The sequence below is a fragment of the Affinundibacterium baiyunense genome (assembly GCF_018139645.1).
GTDB lineage: Bacteria > Pseudomonadota > Gammaproteobacteria > Burkholderiales > Burkholderiaceae_D > Undibacterium > Undibacterium baiyunense.
Genome location: NZ_JAGSPM010000002.1, coordinates 21,270 through 36,824 on the forward strand (window position 1 = coordinate 21,270; position 15,555 = coordinate 36,824).

General features: G+C 44.3%; 15 protein-coding genes. 10 read left to right on the forward strand and 5 right to left on the reverse strand.

Translation table 11 applies throughout. The features are described 5' to 3' along the window. The first annotated feature begins 939 nt into the window (after positions 1-939). On the forward strand, positions 940-1,632 hold the full coding sequence (locus KDM92_RS03385) for a DUF3334 family protein (RefSeq protein ID WP_212683017.1): 693 nt from the start codon (positions 940-942) through the stop codon (positions 1,630-1,632). Positions 1,633-1,750: 118 nt separating this feature from the next. Here the strand turns inward: KDM92_RS03385 and KDM92_RS03390 are convergent, their stop codons facing one another. After that, positions 1,751-2,650, reverse strand: a complete 900-nt coding sequence (locus tag KDM92_RS03390) for a LysR family transcriptional regulator (RefSeq protein WP_212683018.1) — start codon at positions 2,648-2,650, stop codon at positions 1,751-1,753. Between the two features lie 187 nt (positions 2,651-2,837). Here KDM92_RS03390 and KDM92_RS03395 point away from each other — a divergent pair, with 187 nt between their 5' ends. From KDM92_RS03395 to KDM92_RS03410, 4 genes are all read left to right on the forward strand, one after another. Beyond that, positions 2,838-3,092: a hypothetical protein gene (locus tag KDM92_RS03395; RefSeq protein ID WP_212683019.1), complete on the forward strand. Its 255-nt coding sequence runs from the start codon at positions 2,838-2,840 to the stop codon at positions 3,090-3,092. Between the two features lie 9 nt (positions 3,093-3,101). Further along, complete coding sequence (locus tag KDM92_RS03400) at positions 3,102-3,551, forward strand: GNAT family N-acetyltransferase (protein ID WP_212683020.1); 450 nt, start codon at positions 3,102-3,104, stop codon at positions 3,549-3,551. A gap of 78 nt (positions 3,552-3,629) precedes the next feature. Then, positions 3,630-3,923, forward strand: a complete 294-nt coding sequence (locus KDM92_RS03405; protein WP_212683021.1) for a KTSC domain-containing protein — start codon at positions 3,630-3,632, stop codon at positions 3,921-3,923. A 191-nt stretch (positions 3,924-4,114) separates the two neighbouring features. Further along, positions 4,115-4,735: a glutathione S-transferase gene (locus KDM92_RS03410; RefSeq protein ID WP_212683022.1), complete on the forward strand. Its 621-nt coding sequence runs from the start codon at positions 4,115-4,117 to the stop codon at positions 4,733-4,735. Between the two features lie 136 nt (positions 4,736-4,871). Here KDM92_RS03410 and KDM92_RS18830 read toward each other — a convergent pair whose 3' ends face one another. Further along, on the reverse strand, positions 4,872-7,478 hold the full coding sequence (locus KDM92_RS18830; protein WP_212683023.1) for a PAS domain-containing protein: 2,607 nt from the start codon (positions 7,476-7,478) through the stop codon (positions 4,872-4,874). A 264-nt stretch (positions 7,479-7,742) separates the two neighbouring features. On the opposite strand from KDM92_RS18830, the gene KDM92_RS03420 reads away from it, so the two are divergent. From KDM92_RS03420 to KDM92_RS03430, 3 genes are all read left to right on the forward strand, one after another. Then, positions 7,743-8,507 carry a tRNA-uridine aminocarboxypropyltransferase gene (locus tag KDM92_RS03420; RefSeq protein WP_212683024.1) on the forward strand — a complete coding sequence of 255 codons (765 nt, stop codon included), beginning with the start codon at positions 7,743-7,745 and terminating at the stop codon, positions 8,505-8,507. Positions 8,508-8,646: 139 nt separating this feature from the next. After that, positions 8,647-8,892, forward strand: a complete 246-nt coding sequence (locus KDM92_RS03425; protein WP_212683025.1) for a DUF3297 family protein — start codon at positions 8,647-8,649, stop codon at positions 8,890-8,892. Positions 8,893-8,927: 35 nt separating this feature from the next. Then, positions 8,928-9,362, forward strand: coding sequence for a GTP pyrophosphokinase (locus tag KDM92_RS03430; protein WP_212683026.1), 435 nt, complete (start codon positions 8,928-8,930; stop codon positions 9,360-9,362). Positions 9,363-9,456: 94 nt separating this feature from the next. On the opposite strand, the gene KDM92_RS03435 is transcribed toward KDM92_RS03430, so the two are convergent. After that, positions 9,457-9,750, reverse strand: coding sequence for a hypothetical protein (locus tag KDM92_RS03435; protein ID WP_189345599.1), 294 nt, complete (start codon positions 9,748-9,750; stop codon positions 9,457-9,459). Positions 9,751-9,815: 65 nt separating this feature from the next. Beyond that, positions 9,816-10,814, reverse strand: coding sequence for a hypothetical protein (locus tag KDM92_RS03440; RefSeq protein ID WP_212683027.1), 999 nt, complete (start codon positions 10,812-10,814; stop codon positions 9,816-9,818). 431 nt (positions 10,815-11,245) lie between these two features. Here KDM92_RS03440 and KDM92_RS03445 point away from each other — a divergent pair, with 431 nt between their 5' ends. After that, positions 11,246-14,125, forward strand: coding sequence for a M16 family metallopeptidase (locus KDM92_RS03445; protein WP_212683028.1), 2,880 nt, complete (start codon positions 11,246-11,248; stop codon positions 14,123-14,125). A gap of 192 nt (positions 14,126-14,317) precedes the next feature. On the opposite strand, the gene KDM92_RS03450 is transcribed toward KDM92_RS03445, so the two are convergent. Next, positions 14,318-14,743, reverse strand: coding sequence for a hypothetical protein (locus KDM92_RS03450; protein ID WP_212683029.1), 426 nt, complete (start codon positions 14,741-14,743; stop codon positions 14,318-14,320). Positions 14,744-15,161: 418 nt separating this feature from the next. On the opposite strand from KDM92_RS03450, the gene KDM92_RS03455 reads away from it, so the two are divergent. Next, entirely contained in the window at positions 15,162-15,548 is a 387-nt protein-coding gene (locus KDM92_RS03455) for a hypothetical protein (RefSeq protein ID WP_212683030.1), read from the forward strand. The last annotated feature ends 7 nt before the right edge of the window (positions 15,549-15,555 follow it).

Genomic DNA, 15,555 nt, shown 5'->3' on the forward strand with positions numbered 1-15,555 from the left:
TCCAACCCACTAGCAAGCTCTCTATTGTCGAAACTAACAGACCAAACAAATCCGCCCCTCCAAGAGTCAGGGTTCGCTTCGATATAAATCTCGTAGTTCGCCATTTCAATCGCATGTTCAGTGTAGCCTCTATGTGATTTGATTGTTCGCATAGTCGTTTCTCCATTTTGATATTACAACGATGTTGCACGACCGTACTGGACATGTCTACGGACTATGCGTCACACTCCTAACTCGTTCAAAAAATGAAAAACAATAAGTACGAGTTGATTCGCCAAACCTTCACAGCATCGCAAACTAGCACCATTCATTTTGGCTAGGTGATCACAGCTTTGACTAGCGTTGATGTGGCGCCTTACTTTACTGATCACTACAGGCGCCAAGAGACTTGTTACTTTCCTAGCAATAATCCGTTGCAATTAAGTTATGAGGCGGATGGTGAAGTGTTTCATTGGTTGTCGGTTATGAGTTCTTAGCTACAACTTTCTACCTATACCGTTTGCTGACCACTATTGCAGCGTTGAAACTTGCGAATACATTGCAAATTAAGCTCGATCTCCCTCGGCTACGCCACAAATCCCACATTAATGGTGAAATTACTAGACGGACGATGCGCCATTGCATATTCTTTCAATATGGCAAATAGTTGCAGCTAAGTGCATACTTTGTTCACCTTGTGTCTTCGATAATTTGGCGCATTTCAACCATATAATTGCTATTTTTATCTTAGGCGAATCGCAACTGTTTTCGCGCTACTTATCAAATATCGGGCAACTACCAAGGTTTTTTCGCTATTGTGTTGATCGTTCTACGTGTCGATCAGTACGGGGCAAGCCTTCAGTTCGCTGATATTCGGTGTAAAGATTAAACCTATTTCGAGCGTCGCAGATGTTTAATCGCATCGCTTGAAATCGCAGTATTTTTGTAGAGGAGTTTGTAATGGATCACAATGAAAAAAATGTCGTGTATGGCACAGAAGACCTGCTCACCGGTTTGTGCAATTCGGTCACACGGGTACTGAATGTCGCCACGCAAAGTAAGATTCATTATTCCGCCATGGTGCAACGTATTACCAAGATTGGCTTGAAACCGGATATCGGTTGTTTCGTTTTGTTTGATGGTGGTTTTTCTGGCTTGGTGGTGTTGAATTTTTCTGGCCCAGCGGCGATGGAAATTTATGCCAAATACATGCTGACGATGGGTATGCCAGAATCTGAATTGGCATCGGCATTTACCTCGGATGAAGTCGCGAATATCTTGGGTGAATTGATGAACCAAATCGTTGGCGATTTCACTGGAAAAATCCGTCGCGAGTTGCAAACCAATATCACCCAAAACCAACCAAAAATGTTGGTGTTGACCAAGCAAGTGATGTTGAGTGTGGATACGCCGTTAGATCGCCCAGAGATCCGCCGCGTGTCCTTCTTCACCGAGAACAATAATATCTTTTATCTCGAATTGGCGATCGATCGCACCGAGTTCATTAAGCTGCATGATTTTGATGTCAGTGAAGTGCCAGATCCAGATGATTTGCTCGAATTCCAACAAGCAAATCAAGGCAAATCGGCACCCGCTGCGGCCGCCGCTGGTGATGATGACAGTGATGAATTGCTGCGTTCATTAGGTATGTAAGCTGTACAAGTAAGCAGCACAAAAGCACTGCAAATACGCGCATCACATCATGCCAAACATCGATGTGGTGCGTGCAAACTCAAACCATTCCGCATCTGCGCAATCACGGCTACGCGCTTTAGCTTTGATATCCCAAACTAAAATCAAACTCATTAATCACCTGCAAAAATATTTGCAAGGCAGGATTATTATCGCCATCACGCCATAGCGCGAGTAGATCCGAGGTGGGTGGAATTTTGATGAAATTAACTGCATGCTTTAAGTGATGCGAGTATGAAATCGGCATGATGGAAATGCCCAACCCTTTTGCCACTAAGCCAAGCAAGGTGACACCAAAATCTGATTCGGCATAAATGATAGGATTAAATCCAGCTTCTTGAAATATCGCCCTGAGTTGCGATGCGTGTTCACTCTTACCATTTAACGCGGGCAAGACAAATTCTTCGTGTCGTAATTTGTACAAGTCTTTTAGCTTTAATTCTGTTTTATTGGCAAAACGATGTTGGGCGGGGACTACCAATGCAAAGTTCTCTGTCATTAAATGGGTTGAGCGCAAATCTTTAGCTTTTGCGGTTTCGCGATTGAAGGCAATATCAATTCGGTGCGATTGCAAAAATGGATCAACATCAGCTGCATCAACCTCAAGCATGTGAGCGATGATATGCGGGTGCTGCTGATGTAAGGCCAGCAGCAAATCGGGCAGTACAGAAAAGGTAATCGAGGCTGGATGCCCTATCCGTATCGCTCCAACTTCGCCCGATGCAATCATGCTGGCGCGCCGCGTTACGCTATCGTAGTCGGCTAATAATTTGGCATATTGATCGCGCAAAAATTCACCTGCGGGCGTCAATTTAACATTGCGCTTATCGCGTTCGAACAAATCAAAGCCAAGTTCTTGTTCCATGCTTTTGATATGTCGACTGAGGGCAGATTGGGTGATGAAGACTTTTTCTGAAGTTTTCCAAAAATGTAGTTCATCCGCCAATATCAGAAAGTATTGGATTTGTTGAAAATTCATTGTGATTACTCTCTAGCTGAACATGGCATAGATCAATTTAATTCACTATCCGCATTAATCAAATCGAATTTAGCATTTTTATGCATTAAACAGAAGTGTACATTAAGCCTCTGTTCAGCGATTTACCTATTCACTTAGTCGATCGACATCAGCACAATCGGCATGAATACCAACCCAAGGACAATGTATGGAAAAGCAGGCCATCAAACAAGATCGCTATTTAAATAGCTTAGGCTGGAGCGGCGGCATCGTTTGCTTAATCGCGTATGGATTAAATACACAAGAAATAATCACAAGTACTTCACTGGCTTTTTTATTGATGAATGTATTTGGATGCTGCTGCTTGATTTATTACACCTATAAAAAAGAAGCCTTTGCTAATACATTTTTGAACGGGGTGTATTTATTCATGACCTTGCTTGCATTAAGCAAACAAATTTAGGAGCGCAACATGATCCAACTAATCAGAACCGACTCGCAAGACCCGCATTTTCAAAACTTGGTAATCGAGCTTGATCGTTATTTGGCTACCACCGATGGCGATGAGCACGCGTTTTATGCGCAGTACAATAAATCAGATAGTTTGAAATACGTGGTGGTTGCCTTTGACGGCGAGCAAGCAATCGGCTGCGGTGCGATCAAGCCCTATGCAGATTCAGTGATGGAAGTAAAACGCATGTATGTGGCACCTGTCGCGCGCGGTAAAGGTGTGGCGTCGATTATTTTGCAAGAACTAGAAACATGGACGCGTGAGCTAGCGCAACAAAAATGTCTTTTAGAAACGGGCGTGAAACAGCTTGAAGCGATTCGTTTGTATCAAAAAAACGGGTATCAAGTTGTGCCCAATTATGGTCAATATCAGGGCATGGCAAATAGCGTTTGTTTTGAAAAATCAGTGTAAAGCTGGCGCGTTAAAATCATCGCTCACCACCTTGCAATCGATTAGAATATTTCCACTCATGATCGTCAGGAAATCACTATGGAAATGAAACGAATTAATGCAGGCAAGCTACGTGCGATCGGCTATGACCTGCGCGAACGCACACTGCGGGTCGAGCTTGATGATGGCACGGCGATTGATTACGCTGGTGTTGGTCAAGAAACTTGGCGTCGTTTATCAACAGCGTCATCGAGCACAGCATGGAGTTTTTATCGCGACAATATTGAGGAAGAGTTTCATGGCAAACGCAGTCGCGTGAATAATCAATCCTTAAGTAACCGAGCGGCATTAGAGAATCTATTTAAAGCTAATGATGGTGAGGCTGAAGATTGAAAGCATGTGTGGACTTACACAAATCGCACCGTTTGTCAGAATTCTCGGATTTAGGTTTTGTCTCTGCCTTGAAAAATCGGTGGGCTTCTGAAAAGAAAATTGATGCGTGATATGATCTTTTTCGCTTTTTGAATAAGTAAATCAACTTTGCTTATTTGCTTTGTTCCTTCCACCTAATTCAGGGAATTTCTATGCCAAAACTTAAAATCACCTATTTCGACATGCACGGCGGCCGTGCAGAACCAGTTCGCCTTGCATTGGCGATTGGCGGTGTAGATTTTGAAGATCACCGCTTTGCTTATCCAGAGTTTGCCGCAGTTCGTAAGACTACGCCATTTGGTCAAGTACCAACGCTAGAAGTTGATGGCGTGCAGATTACCCAATGCGATTCAATGCTGCGTTACGCTGGCAAGCTGGCTGGCTTGTACCCAGAAGACGCCTATCAAGCGCTGTTATGTGATGAAGTGATGTATGTGGTGGAAGAAGCTGGCGTCAAGATGGGGCCAACCTACCGCATGACTGGCGAAGAACAAAAAGCGGCGCGTTTGGCTTTGGTCAATAGCTCTATGCCTGTGTATTTGGCTTGGTTAGAAAAGAAATTGCAGGCAAACGGCGGTAACTATTTTGCCGATAATCGTTTGACGGTAGCTGATTTAAAAGTGTTTGTTGATGTACGCACGCTGAACTCTGGTCGCCTTGATCATATTCCAACCGATCTAGTAGAAAAAGTCGCACCAGCCTTGAATGCGCATGCTAAACGTATTGCAGAACATCCAGCGGTAGTCGCTTACTACGCTAAGTTTGCGAAATAATCTAAGCTTATATTTTGTATTGGGTGCGCAGCATAGTCTCGCAAGTAAATACCTTAAGTAGATACCTTAAGCAGATACATTCAGTAGTTAAAAAATCGGAGGCACTCGCCTCCGATTTTTTTACTGATTTTTAGCTTTAATTTGGATTAACTTGTGCTGAAGTATTTGTACCTGCCTCTTCATCAACAATCGGCAAAGTAAACCAAAATTGTGTACCCACATCGACTTCTGATGTAAAACCAATTTCACCACCCATCGCTTCGACAATCTTCTTGGTGATGTTCAAGCCTAAACCGGTTCCACCCTGCTTTCTGGTGCTTGCGCTGTCTGCTTGCGAAAATGCTTCAAACACACGTGAATGAAACGCGACAGGCATACCACAACCATAGTCCTGAATTTCAATTCGCAACTGTTTACCACATGCTTGAACACGAATATCGACTAACTTTTCTGGCGCAGAGAACTTGGCTGCGTTCGACATCAAATTCGCCATCACTTGCATCAGTCTTTGATAATCAGCACGCACTAAAGGCAAACTAGGGTCGGGGCTATACGCGTACTGCACTTGATAATTCGCCGCATACGGAGAGTTAACCGTGATAGCATCTTGCATCATCGCATTGACGTTAATGTCATCTAAATGCAAAGTCATTTTGCCGGATAATAATTTATCCATATCCAAAATATCATTCACCAACACCAATAGCCGCTGGCTGTTACGATGCGCGACTTTGACAAAATCCATCGCCTTGGCTGGCAACTCTCCAAGTACGCCAGCTTCTAGCAAACCCAAGGCACCGCGTATCGAGGTCACTGGGGTGCGTAACTCATGGCTCACGGTAGAAATCAATTCTGCTTTAATCCGTTCTAACTCCTTGTGTTGCGAAATGTCGGTATGGGTTCCTATCATGCGCAATGCTTTTCCATCGGCGTCACGCACCACCACTTTACCGCGATCTAATACCCACAAATAGCTACCGTCCTTGCAGCGAAACCGATGTTCATTAAAGAACGATTCTGTAGTGCCATCCAAGTTTGCCTGAACATCTGCCAGCACTTGCGGAAAATCGTCGGGGTGTACTCGGCTCGACCACTCTGTCAATTCATTACCAATCTCATGTTCTTCGTATCCCAGCATCGACTTCCAACGCTTAGATAAAATCACTTTATTGATTTGTAAATCCCAGTCCCACACACCATCGCCACTGCCATCAAAGGCAAATGCTAAGCGCTCTTCTGCTACCCGCATCTCTTCTAAGGCGATGCTCGTAATTCTGTTTGATGCTTGCATCGCCAAGGCATTGTTTTTGCTGACGGTGATATCAACTCGAATAGAAATGTATTTTTCAATCTCACCTTGTGCATTAGTCATCGGTGCAATGAAAGTGTCGACCCAATAAATCGAACCATCTTTCGATCGATTGCATAACTCTCCACGCCAAGCTTGGCCGCTAGAGATGGTGTTCCACATTTCTTCCCAAAAATGACGATCCTGCATTCCCGAACTAACGATGCGATGATTCTTGCCGATGAGCTCATCGCGAGAATAGCCACTACGACGACAAAACGCCTCGTTCGTATCTAAGATATTTCCATCGGGATCGGACACCGAGACGATTGCATGTAAGTTCAGGGCGTTAAGTAGCGCATCTTTATCGCGCACTGCTTCACCCAATTTGTTTGCTAAGTGATTAAAGGTCTCGGCGAGTTGCTCGATCTCACGATAGGTTGGATCAATCACTGGCATCGCTTGTCGCGTGTGATCTGCATCTAAATTAAAGCTAGCGATATTGCGCGTAATATCCTCGATAGGTTTAGCGATTTTATTCGATAAGGCCACCGCAAAAATCGCACCTAGAGCACTCAGTAAAATCAAGATCAAAAACGCGATGCCACTCAAAGCCTGTGCTGGCATAAAGGCCTCTGCTTGATTGACATGCGCCATGATGCAACCACCACCGATTTCTTTCACATAACGGAAGCCTTGAATAATCGGCACATCACGATAATCTAGATCGAGTGTTTCGCCATTTTCGTCTGACAAACAACGTTGCATAGGATTGGTCGAAATCGCTTCAGTACCATGTCCTTGCAATGACTTGTATCTGGCACTCGTAATAAAAAAACCTTTGGCGTTCGTCAAAAATGCTTCACCCGAGTTGCCTAGCTCACGCGGCTGCACAAAAATAAATTGCAATGAACTCGCCGAATAGCTGAGCGTCAATATACTTTGATGCTGTTGATTTTGATCTTGATTTTGAACTTGTGCGCGCATTAAAAAGCTAGGAACTCGCCCTTGCTCGCGCGGCAAAAAATAGGCTAATTGGTCGGGCAGAAATGGCACATCTACTTGCGTACTAGGGCGTAGTTCACCGACCTGTATTGTTGTCTTGTCGGCGCCAACAAAAATCGCTCCTTCGGCGAGTTCTCTTTGTATCAGGCTGGTTAAACTAGCTTCGATACAAGCACGATCGGTCTTTGGATTTGCCTGTGATGGAGGGCAGCGCTGCTGCAATTGCGTGAGTTCTGTATCAAGACGTTGTTGATTTTGTTGTAGCAGACTACTCAAGTGTTCATAACGATGCTGCGCAGAAGTGCCAACCACCTCAATCGCATGACTGCGGGTTACATGATGCACTGTAAAATAGGCGAGGCCGACGATGACGCTACCAGGAACAAGTAAGCATAGAAAGATGATCAGCGCCAAACGCCACCTTAACAAGGCTTTCGTTTTGATTACCACTTAAGTCTCCAGAATTGTGCTTAGATAGTAAACCAGTTCTCCATCAGATGGCGGTGTTGCTAGCCGAAATTTCATGCAAAAACTTATTTGCAGAATGAATTATGCTGCGATCTGTGGTGCAAAGTGTCGCATTCAAAGACAAGAAATCAACTGAATACCAATTTTTGATAAACCTGCTGTGATGGTCACATTCGACTAAAATGCTGGTCTCTTGCATTTTCAACGGCATTTCACCACGAGCTTGTGGCGACGCTACCACCTAACATGATTTTGAAACATCCTCCGCACGCTGTCTCACGTTTACGTTCTGCACGTTTAGAACGTAGCACGCGCCCTTTTCTCGCACGTGGCGGCCCAAGTGGTGAGCGATGCCCAGGGTGTCGTTTGATACTGAGCCACTGCTTTTGTGCGCTAAGAACAATCGTACTCACTCGCGCTGCGGTTTGCTTATTGATGGCGGAACATGAGACGCTCAAGCCAAGTAACACTGGTTGGATAATCGCAGATGTGATCCCAGAAACCACCGCGTTTGGCTGGGCGCGCACCAGTGTCGATCCGGCTTTACTCGCATTATTGGCAGATCCCCAATGGCAAGCTTATGTGGTGTTTCCTGGGGAGTTTGTTGAACCAGAACGTGTCGTGTCTGAGCTACTCACTGACGAAGAACGTCATCCCGAAATGAATACGGGTAAGCGTCCATTATTTATTTTGCTTGATGCAACCTGGCCCGAGGCGCGCAAGATCTTTAAAAAGAGCCCTTATCTGAATAACTTGCCGGTATTAAGTCTGAAACCCGATCAATTATCACGTTATCGCCTGCGACGTTCGCGGCGTGACGATCACTTATGTACCTCTGAAGTAGCAGCGCTCTGTTTAGAATTAGCGGGCGAACATCTGGCAGCGCAAACCTTGTCCGCTTATTTAGATGTGTTCACGGAACACTATTTAAGCGCGAAACAACAACGTCCACTTGATCTAAATGATGCCACTCATCAGCAATTGTACGATCTGCGGGCACAAATCAAGTAAAACAATCCCCATTCGAAACCCGATCAGTCGCGCGCAGATTCGAACAACGCGCACATAAAAACAGATAAACTAGCGCCTTTGATCCTTAGCCTTGCGCTAAGGATTTAATTTTTGATTATTTTTTACAGGTAGTACGCATATGACTGATACGAACAAACCCGCCTTTCCTGACCGCCTCTCGGTTGATCCTCGTAGTAAATTTTATGTTGCTGAGATTTTCGAGCACGAAGTTGGTATTTTATTAAACGGCAAAGAGCGTCTTGGCGTTGAAGAATACTGCATTAGCGAAGGTTGGATCACCGTACCTGCTGGCAAAACCTTGGATCGCAAAGGCATGCCAATGATGATTAAGGTAAAAGGTGTTGTCGAGCCGTTTTACCGTTAATTGTTAACACGCTAACCAGCATAGAGAGTATTTTCATGTCCACACTTGCAGCAGCGATTGAATTTGCCACCCGCGCCCATGCTGGGCGTATTGGTGAAGATGGCGATCCTGAAATTTTTCACTCTATGCGCGTAATGTTGCGCTTGCAAGATGAACTAGAACGTCAAACCGCCATCTTGCATGATGTGATTGAAGATGGTGGAAAAACACCAGAAGATTTGCGTGCTGCTGGCTTTACGGAAGAAGTAATCGAGGCGGTGCAAACCTTAACTGGGCGCCCAGATGAAAGCTACGACACATACATTCAACGGGTGATCCAAGTGCCGCTAGCAACCCGTGTCAAACAAGCCGATGTCGCAGAACATGCTTCTGTGGTCAGTAAAATGCCGGTCAATGATGAACAGATTAGCCGCATGGGCAATTACCAACGAGCGCGCGCCACACTTGCTGCGGCCTTGCGCTCGTTTTAATTCATCTCGCTTTATTGATTCGCTTTATTTATTCACACCGCACATTTGCATTACCCATATCATTTTATTGCTTGGTATGGGTGATACGTTTTACTTAGGTATTTTTGCGCCACGCCGTCACATTGGCGGGTACGTTTTCAATAAACATCATCCCCGACCAAATCTTGCTATAGCCAGCAGGCGGCTGGTCGGTACTCAAACTCAATTTGAGCGCGTTTGGTTGCGCTAAATCGAGTTCTTCGAAATTCATTTGGTTTATATTTTTTGTCGGCGTACTGACCATTGCTGCATCAAGAAATTGCGCGAACCTTAATTCAAAATTGGTAATTGCTAGTTCTGTTTTTTGTAAGGACAAATTGCCATCACTTTGCGCTTGTATGTTTGCCATACTTTGCTCCCTTATATCGAGGATTTGATTGCGATCAAATCATTGTTGTTACTGTTTTTAAGTGGCTACTTACTACCCTGTTCTGAAGAATTGACAGCGATACCCGCAGCGGTAAGCGCATCTCGCCATAGGCTATCTTTGCTGCTGCCAGAATTGCGGAATTCACGCGAGATCGCTGATTTAGCTGTGGCAAAGTCGGTGTAAGTTGCAGGTGCTCCGGTAACTTTGCTCAACACCGCATTGATTTTTTGCAGATTCTCTGGTGTATCTGCGGCCAAAGTTTTTAATGCATCCGCTAAATTTTTGGTCTCTGCTAACTGCGCTTCGGTGGGCACGCTCAACTCACGAATGTTTTGCGTCGCTTGTTTGTCTTTGTTGAATGAATCGACTTGGATCGCATCAATCGCACCGATTAAAGTGCCTGCCATTTCATAGGCATTCAAATCATCTAGCGCTCTGGTCAAGGGATAATCTTCTATGCTCTTGGCGCTGCCTTTTAAAATCTCAATCAAGACTTGTTTGCGCTGCGCGTTCATGGTCGCAACTAAGGCTGGAATTGTTTTATCAAAGTAAAAGTATTTGTCGATAGTGGCCTTGCCACCGGTGATGCCTGCCGCAGCTAAAGCAATATTGGTCTTAGCGCGCATCGCACCGGTTGCTGCGCTGGCTAAATTCAAGCCTATCAATACGCCATCGGTACCCGCATCTAGATGTTGCTTGTCTACGCCGAGATCACGTACAAAACGTTGATACCGAATATTGTATAAAGCCAATCGACCATTAATAAATTCGTTTCGCTGTTGCGCAGTCGGATTGCTGCCATAGGTTGAAAGCTTGGCAGCAGTTTGATACATGGTTTCTAAAGCTTTTAAATCTTCATCGTAACTAAACGCAGGCGCAGGCGCACCACCGTTTTGCATCGTGCTACATGCGCTTAGTGTCAATACAGCAAACCCACACAAAACCGCGCGTCGCGTTTGTGCTGCCAATAAACCTAACAAACGGAACAAGGGCAATTGCTGCATCGGTCTGCTTGCTTCAAATTGTCTTACTAGATGACTCATGGTTATTTCCCTCCCTGATCAATACTTTGGATAGCCTGCGCTTTTAATTTGGACTAAAGAACAATAGCAATAAAATTTAATAAAAACGAGTGTCATTTTGATTAACAAATGAATTTTTCTTCTTACTCCACGCTTTTGAGGCTAAGGCGCGACACTGAAAATTCATTTGAAGATGGGCATGCATAAGTTGTGCCAGTGATATGCCAAGGAACTAAGATTGACCATAAAGGACTAAGCTCATCAAGCTCGATAAAAATGTTTGCCTTGCAGTGATACGCATCTGCTTACCTGATCTAATTCACTAACGAGAACAGCAAGCGATTCACTTGCGATAAACACGCGGGTAAGGAATACTAGCCGTCGTTGCCAATTTAAAATTTCACGAAAACAATACGGCCAATTAAATAGAACTCTGATTGAGGAATAATCGAATGAAACCTTTAAGTCTTTCCCTCTTGATCGCTGCGGCATTAGGCAGCTCTGTCACACTACCAGTACCAGTCAACGCAGCTACAGCATCAACTGAAAAGCCCGCGACTAAAAATCAAAATAAAGCAGCCAAAGCCAGCCTGAAAGTGGACTACCAAAAATTCACGCTCGCGAATGGGCTTGATGTGATTTTGCATGTCGATCGTTCTGATCCTGTGGTGGCAGTCAATCTAACTGCGCATGTTGGCTCCTCAAGAGAGAAAGCTGGCCGTACTGGTTTTGCGCATTTGTTTGAACACTTATTGTTCTTAGAATCTGAAAATCTAGGTAAAGGCGGCTTAGATAAAATGTCAGCGCGCATTGGCGGCTCTGGCGCCAATGGTTCGACTTCACAAGACCGCACCAATTATTTGCAAACCGTGCCCAAAGACGCTTTAGAAAAAATGATTTGGGCAGAAGCCGACAAGCTGGGCTGGTTTATCAATACCGTGACGGATCAAGTATTAGCGAAAGAAAAGCAAGTCGTTAAAAACGAGAAGCGCCAAAGTGTTGACAATAATCCTTACGGTCATACTTCCTACGTGATCGACAAAGCGCTCTACCCTGCGGATCATCCCTACAACTGGCAAGTGATCGGCTCGCTAGAAGACCTACAAAACGCGACCGTAGATGATGTCAAAGAATTTTTCCGCCGTTGGTATGTACCAAACAATGTGAGCTTGGTGATTGCTGGTGATTTTGATCCTGCCCAGGCGAAAAAATGGGTAGAGAAATATTTTGGCGAGATCCAACGCGGTGAAGAAATCAAACCTCTACCAAAACGCGCTGGCGTAGTGAAAGAAACCGTCAAGCTCTATCACGAAGATAATTTTGCACGCGTTCCTGCGTTGACCATGGTCTGGCCTGCGGTCGAACAATTGCATGCCGATTCTTATGCACTCGATGTATTGAGTCAGTATTTATCACGCGGTAAAAAGGCGCCGTTTTATCAAGTATTGGTTGAAGATAAAAAGCTCACATCCAACGTCAGCATCGGCAATCGCACAGGTGAATTAGCTGGGCAATTTATGTTGAGTGTGCGCGCATTTGATGGCAAATCTCTGGACGAAGTGGCTGCTGGAGTGAGCCAAGCCTTTGCAAAATTTGAGAAAGAAGGCATCTCAGACAAAGATCTCAACCGAATTAAAGCAGGACAAGAAACGCAGTTTTACAATTCGCTCTCTAGCGTGCTCGGCAAATCTGCGCAATTGGCCGAATACAATTACTTGACGGGCAATCCTGGCTTTGTTGAGCAAGACATCAAAAACATTTTGGCGGTGACGCCCGCTGATGTAATGCGTGTTTATGAGAAGTACATCAAAGGCAAAAACTATGTAGCGACCAGTTTTGTACCTAAAGGCAAAGTCAATCTGGCGTTAAGCGGATCAAGCAAAGCCGAAGTGGTAGAAGAAAAAATTGTACAAGGTGCGGAAGCGGCAGTCGATCCAAATATCAATGCCAGTTATACCAAAACCCCATCGAAGATCAAACGCGATCAAGAGCCTGCCTACGGCGCTGCAGCCGAGGTGAAAGTGCCTAAGGTATGGGAAGGCAAACTGCAAAATGGTTTGCGTGTGTATGGCATCCAAAATGATGAAGTGCCATTGGTGCAGTTTGAAATGCAAATCGATGGTGGCTTACTTTTGGAAGACATCAACAAAGTCGGCGTCGCCAATTTAATGGCACGCATGATGACACAAGGTACCGCGAAGAAAACACCGCAAGAATTAGAAGAAGCAATACAACAGTTGGGCGCATCGATTGCGGTAAATGCACGCACTGAAGACATTCGTATTACGGTCAATACTTTAGCCCGCAACTACCAAGCAACTTTGGCCTTGCTTGAAGAAATTCTGTTAGAGCCGCGTTGGGATGAAAAAGAATTTGCCTTGCTAAAGCAAAACATGCTTAGCCAAATTCGCCAACAAGAAGCCAATCCTAACGTTGTTGCAGCGAATGCTTATAACAAGCTGATTTATGGCGATAAAAATATTCGCTCACGCAACATCTTGGGATCAGAAGAAACGGTTAAAGCAATCACGATGGATGATTTGAAAGCGTATTACCAAAAAAATCTATCGCCATCGGTAACCCGTATGCATGTGGTCGGTGCCTTACCAAAAGCGACCGTCGAGAAGTCATTAGCGCAATTGGCGACGAAATGGCAGGCGAAGAAAGTTGAATTACCTGCAGCGAATCTAGCGGCTTCAGATGCGCAACAAACGCAAGGGAAAGTATATTTTGTAGATATTCCTGACGCGAAACAATCCGTTTTACAGATTGGCTATCCTGCACTGGCGGCAACCGATAAAGATTACTACCCAGCGAATGTGATGAACTATATCTTAGGTGGCGGCGGCTTTGCTTCGCGCCTCACTCAAGAATTGCGCGAAAGTAAAGGCTACACCTATGGTATTCGCTCTGGCTTTAGCGGCACCAAGAGCGTCGGCGATTTCAGCATTAGCAGCGGTGTCCGCACCAATGTGACGCTTGAGTCAACCCAATTGATCAAAAAAATCCTGCAAGACTTCACTGTCACTTATTCAGATGCCGATTTAGAAACGACGAAGAGTTTCCTCATCAAGAGCAATGCGCGCGCATTTGAAACTGCATCAGCCAAACTCGGCATGTTAGATAACATCAGCAAATACGGCTGGACCGCAAATTACGTGAAAGAGCGCGAGCAAATCGTCAAAACCATGACGGTGGATCAAATCAAAGCACTGTCACAAAAATACCTTGATCCAAATAAGATGATTTGGTTGGTAGTAGGTGATGCAAAAACCCAATTACCTCGTATGAAAGAATTGGGCTTGGGTGAGCCTGTGTTGTTGAGTAAATAGCATAAGGTTTTGGGCATGGTTGAACCATGCCCAAGAACCGATTTTTGGAAGAAAATTCGTTAAAACGCTCGATTGTGGAATTATTCGTACGATCGTAGAAACGAAATTAAGTATCTAAGGATTGGCACAAAGATCACTAAACCCAAGCAATGAGCCGTGAAAAAACGTTGCAGATCTCAACTAGTATGGCGCTTAGTACAAAGTAAAATTGTTCGACAGCACCACATACTCTTTCTGATGTGCTTGCATTTTTTGTAGCGTATCAAATGTTACTCTATTGGACGCCAGCGGATTAATGTTCAAGACGAAGTAAACATAGCTATGATTTGCCCACAAGTTCGTTAGATTTTTCTCAAATTGAATTTGACTAACTGCTTTCCCTTTCCACAAAAGTGTGTCGTCAAAATCGATCGTAATATTGATTTCCTCCCTAGGCATACCTGAATTAACCGACATCCCAACACACGTTGGCATATACAAAGACACCTGCTGCGGCATTTTTGGAGTTGGTCGGGTGATCAAGAACGTCATTACTGCAACAAATATTAAAGAAATCCATGTCGTGAAATCCATCACAAACTTTTCCTCAATTCCGGAATTCGCTTTTTCGATATTCATACGCATCCTAATTGTCAAAGCTATTCAATAAACTACCATGTAACACTTTTTCGCCACAAGTTAAAAAATTTATGTAAAGGATGCTTGACAAAGTTTTTTTTTGGTTTAATATGTCAAACATGCTTTACACATTAAGCGAATTGCAGCGAAATGCTAGTAGTGCTGAATGAGCGAAGTAGAGAGCAAAATAAGATTCAATTAGCAGCTGATCAGGGAATTTTCCATCGCTGCTTATTTTTTAAATTCGCATGTCAAGCGTGCTTTACATGCAAGTAAGCGTAGCAGCAGAAGAAATTACGTAGTCTTTTTTTAGTAGCAAGGTGTCTTTGGATTCCCTGCTTTTTTTATCGCCCGCTGTGTCAACTTTACTTTACATCAGTGGCAAAAACATTCAATTCATTCATTTAAGGAGAACACCATGAACAAGCTCACGATCAACACACAATCTCGCAACGAACTCAACGCAGCAATTATTTTGGCAGCACTGATCTGGTCTTTGATCATGATTTTTGCAGATGAAATTGTTACCACTCACAGCCGTCATGCATTGAACTTGCTGCCTTTATTGCCTGTGACAATTTTTAGTATGGCTTTACTTCGCCACTACAAACGTATTGCGGTTGAACAAGTAAAACAGCAAACGCAAAACATCGTTGCAGCTGGATTGGCGACAAGTCTGTTTGCTGCATTCTTCAGTCAAGCGGCTGGCGGTGGTTTTACACAAATCAGCGCGATCACTATCTATTCTTGTTTCGCAATTAGTCTGTGCGGCATTAACAGTGTGCGCAAACACTTTCAGTTTTAATTTCAGT

Bases quoted from the DNA above. Each gene is read 5' to 3' on its own strand.
- KDM92_RS03385 (WP_212683017.1), top strand. From the start codon at position 940: ATGGATCACAATGAAAAAAATGTCGTGTATGGCACAGAAGACCTGCTC.
- KDM92_RS03390 (WP_212683018.1), bottom strand. From the start codon at position 2,650: ATGAATTTTCAACAAATCCAATACTTTCTGATATTGGCGGATGAACTA.
- KDM92_RS03395 (WP_212683019.1), top strand. From the start codon at position 2,838: ATGGAAAAGCAGGCCATCAAACAAGATCGCTATTTAAATAGCTTAGGC.
- KDM92_RS03400 (WP_212683020.1), top strand. From the start codon at position 3,102: ATGATCCAACTAATCAGAACCGACTCGCAAGACCCGCATTTTCAAAAC.
- KDM92_RS03405 (WP_212683021.1), top strand. From the start codon at position 3,630: ATGGAAATGAAACGAATTAATGCAGGCAAGCTACGTGCGATCGGCTAT.
- KDM92_RS03410 (WP_212683022.1), top strand. From the start codon at position 4,115: ATGCCAAAACTTAAAATCACCTATTTCGACATGCACGGCGGCCGTGCA.
- KDM92_RS03420 (WP_212683024.1), top strand. From the start codon at position 7,743: ATGATTTTGAAACATCCTCCGCACGCTGTCTCACGTTTACGTTCTGCA.
- KDM92_RS03425 (WP_212683025.1), top strand. From the start codon at position 8,647: ATGACTGATACGAACAAACCCGCCTTTCCTGACCGCCTCTCGGTTGAT.
- KDM92_RS03430 (WP_212683026.1), top strand. From the start codon at position 8,928: ATGTCCACACTTGCAGCAGCGATTGAATTTGCCACCCGCGCCCATGCT.
- KDM92_RS03435 (WP_189345599.1), bottom strand. From the start codon at position 9,750: ATGGCAAACATACAAGCGCAAAGTGATGGCAATTTGTCCTTACAAAAA.
- KDM92_RS03440 (WP_212683027.1), bottom strand. From the start codon at position 10,814: ATGAGTCATCTAGTAAGACAATTTGAAGCAAGCAGACCGATGCAGCAA.
- KDM92_RS03445 (WP_212683028.1), top strand. From the start codon at position 11,246: ATGAAACCTTTAAGTCTTTCCCTCTTGATCGCTGCGGCATTAGGCAGC.
- KDM92_RS03450 (WP_212683029.1), bottom strand. From the start codon at position 14,743: ATGAATATCGAAAAAGCGAATTCCGGAATTGAGGAAAAGTTTGTGATG.
- KDM92_RS03455 (WP_212683030.1), top strand. From the start codon at position 15,162: ATGAACAAGCTCACGATCAACACACAATCTCGCAACGAACTCAACGCA.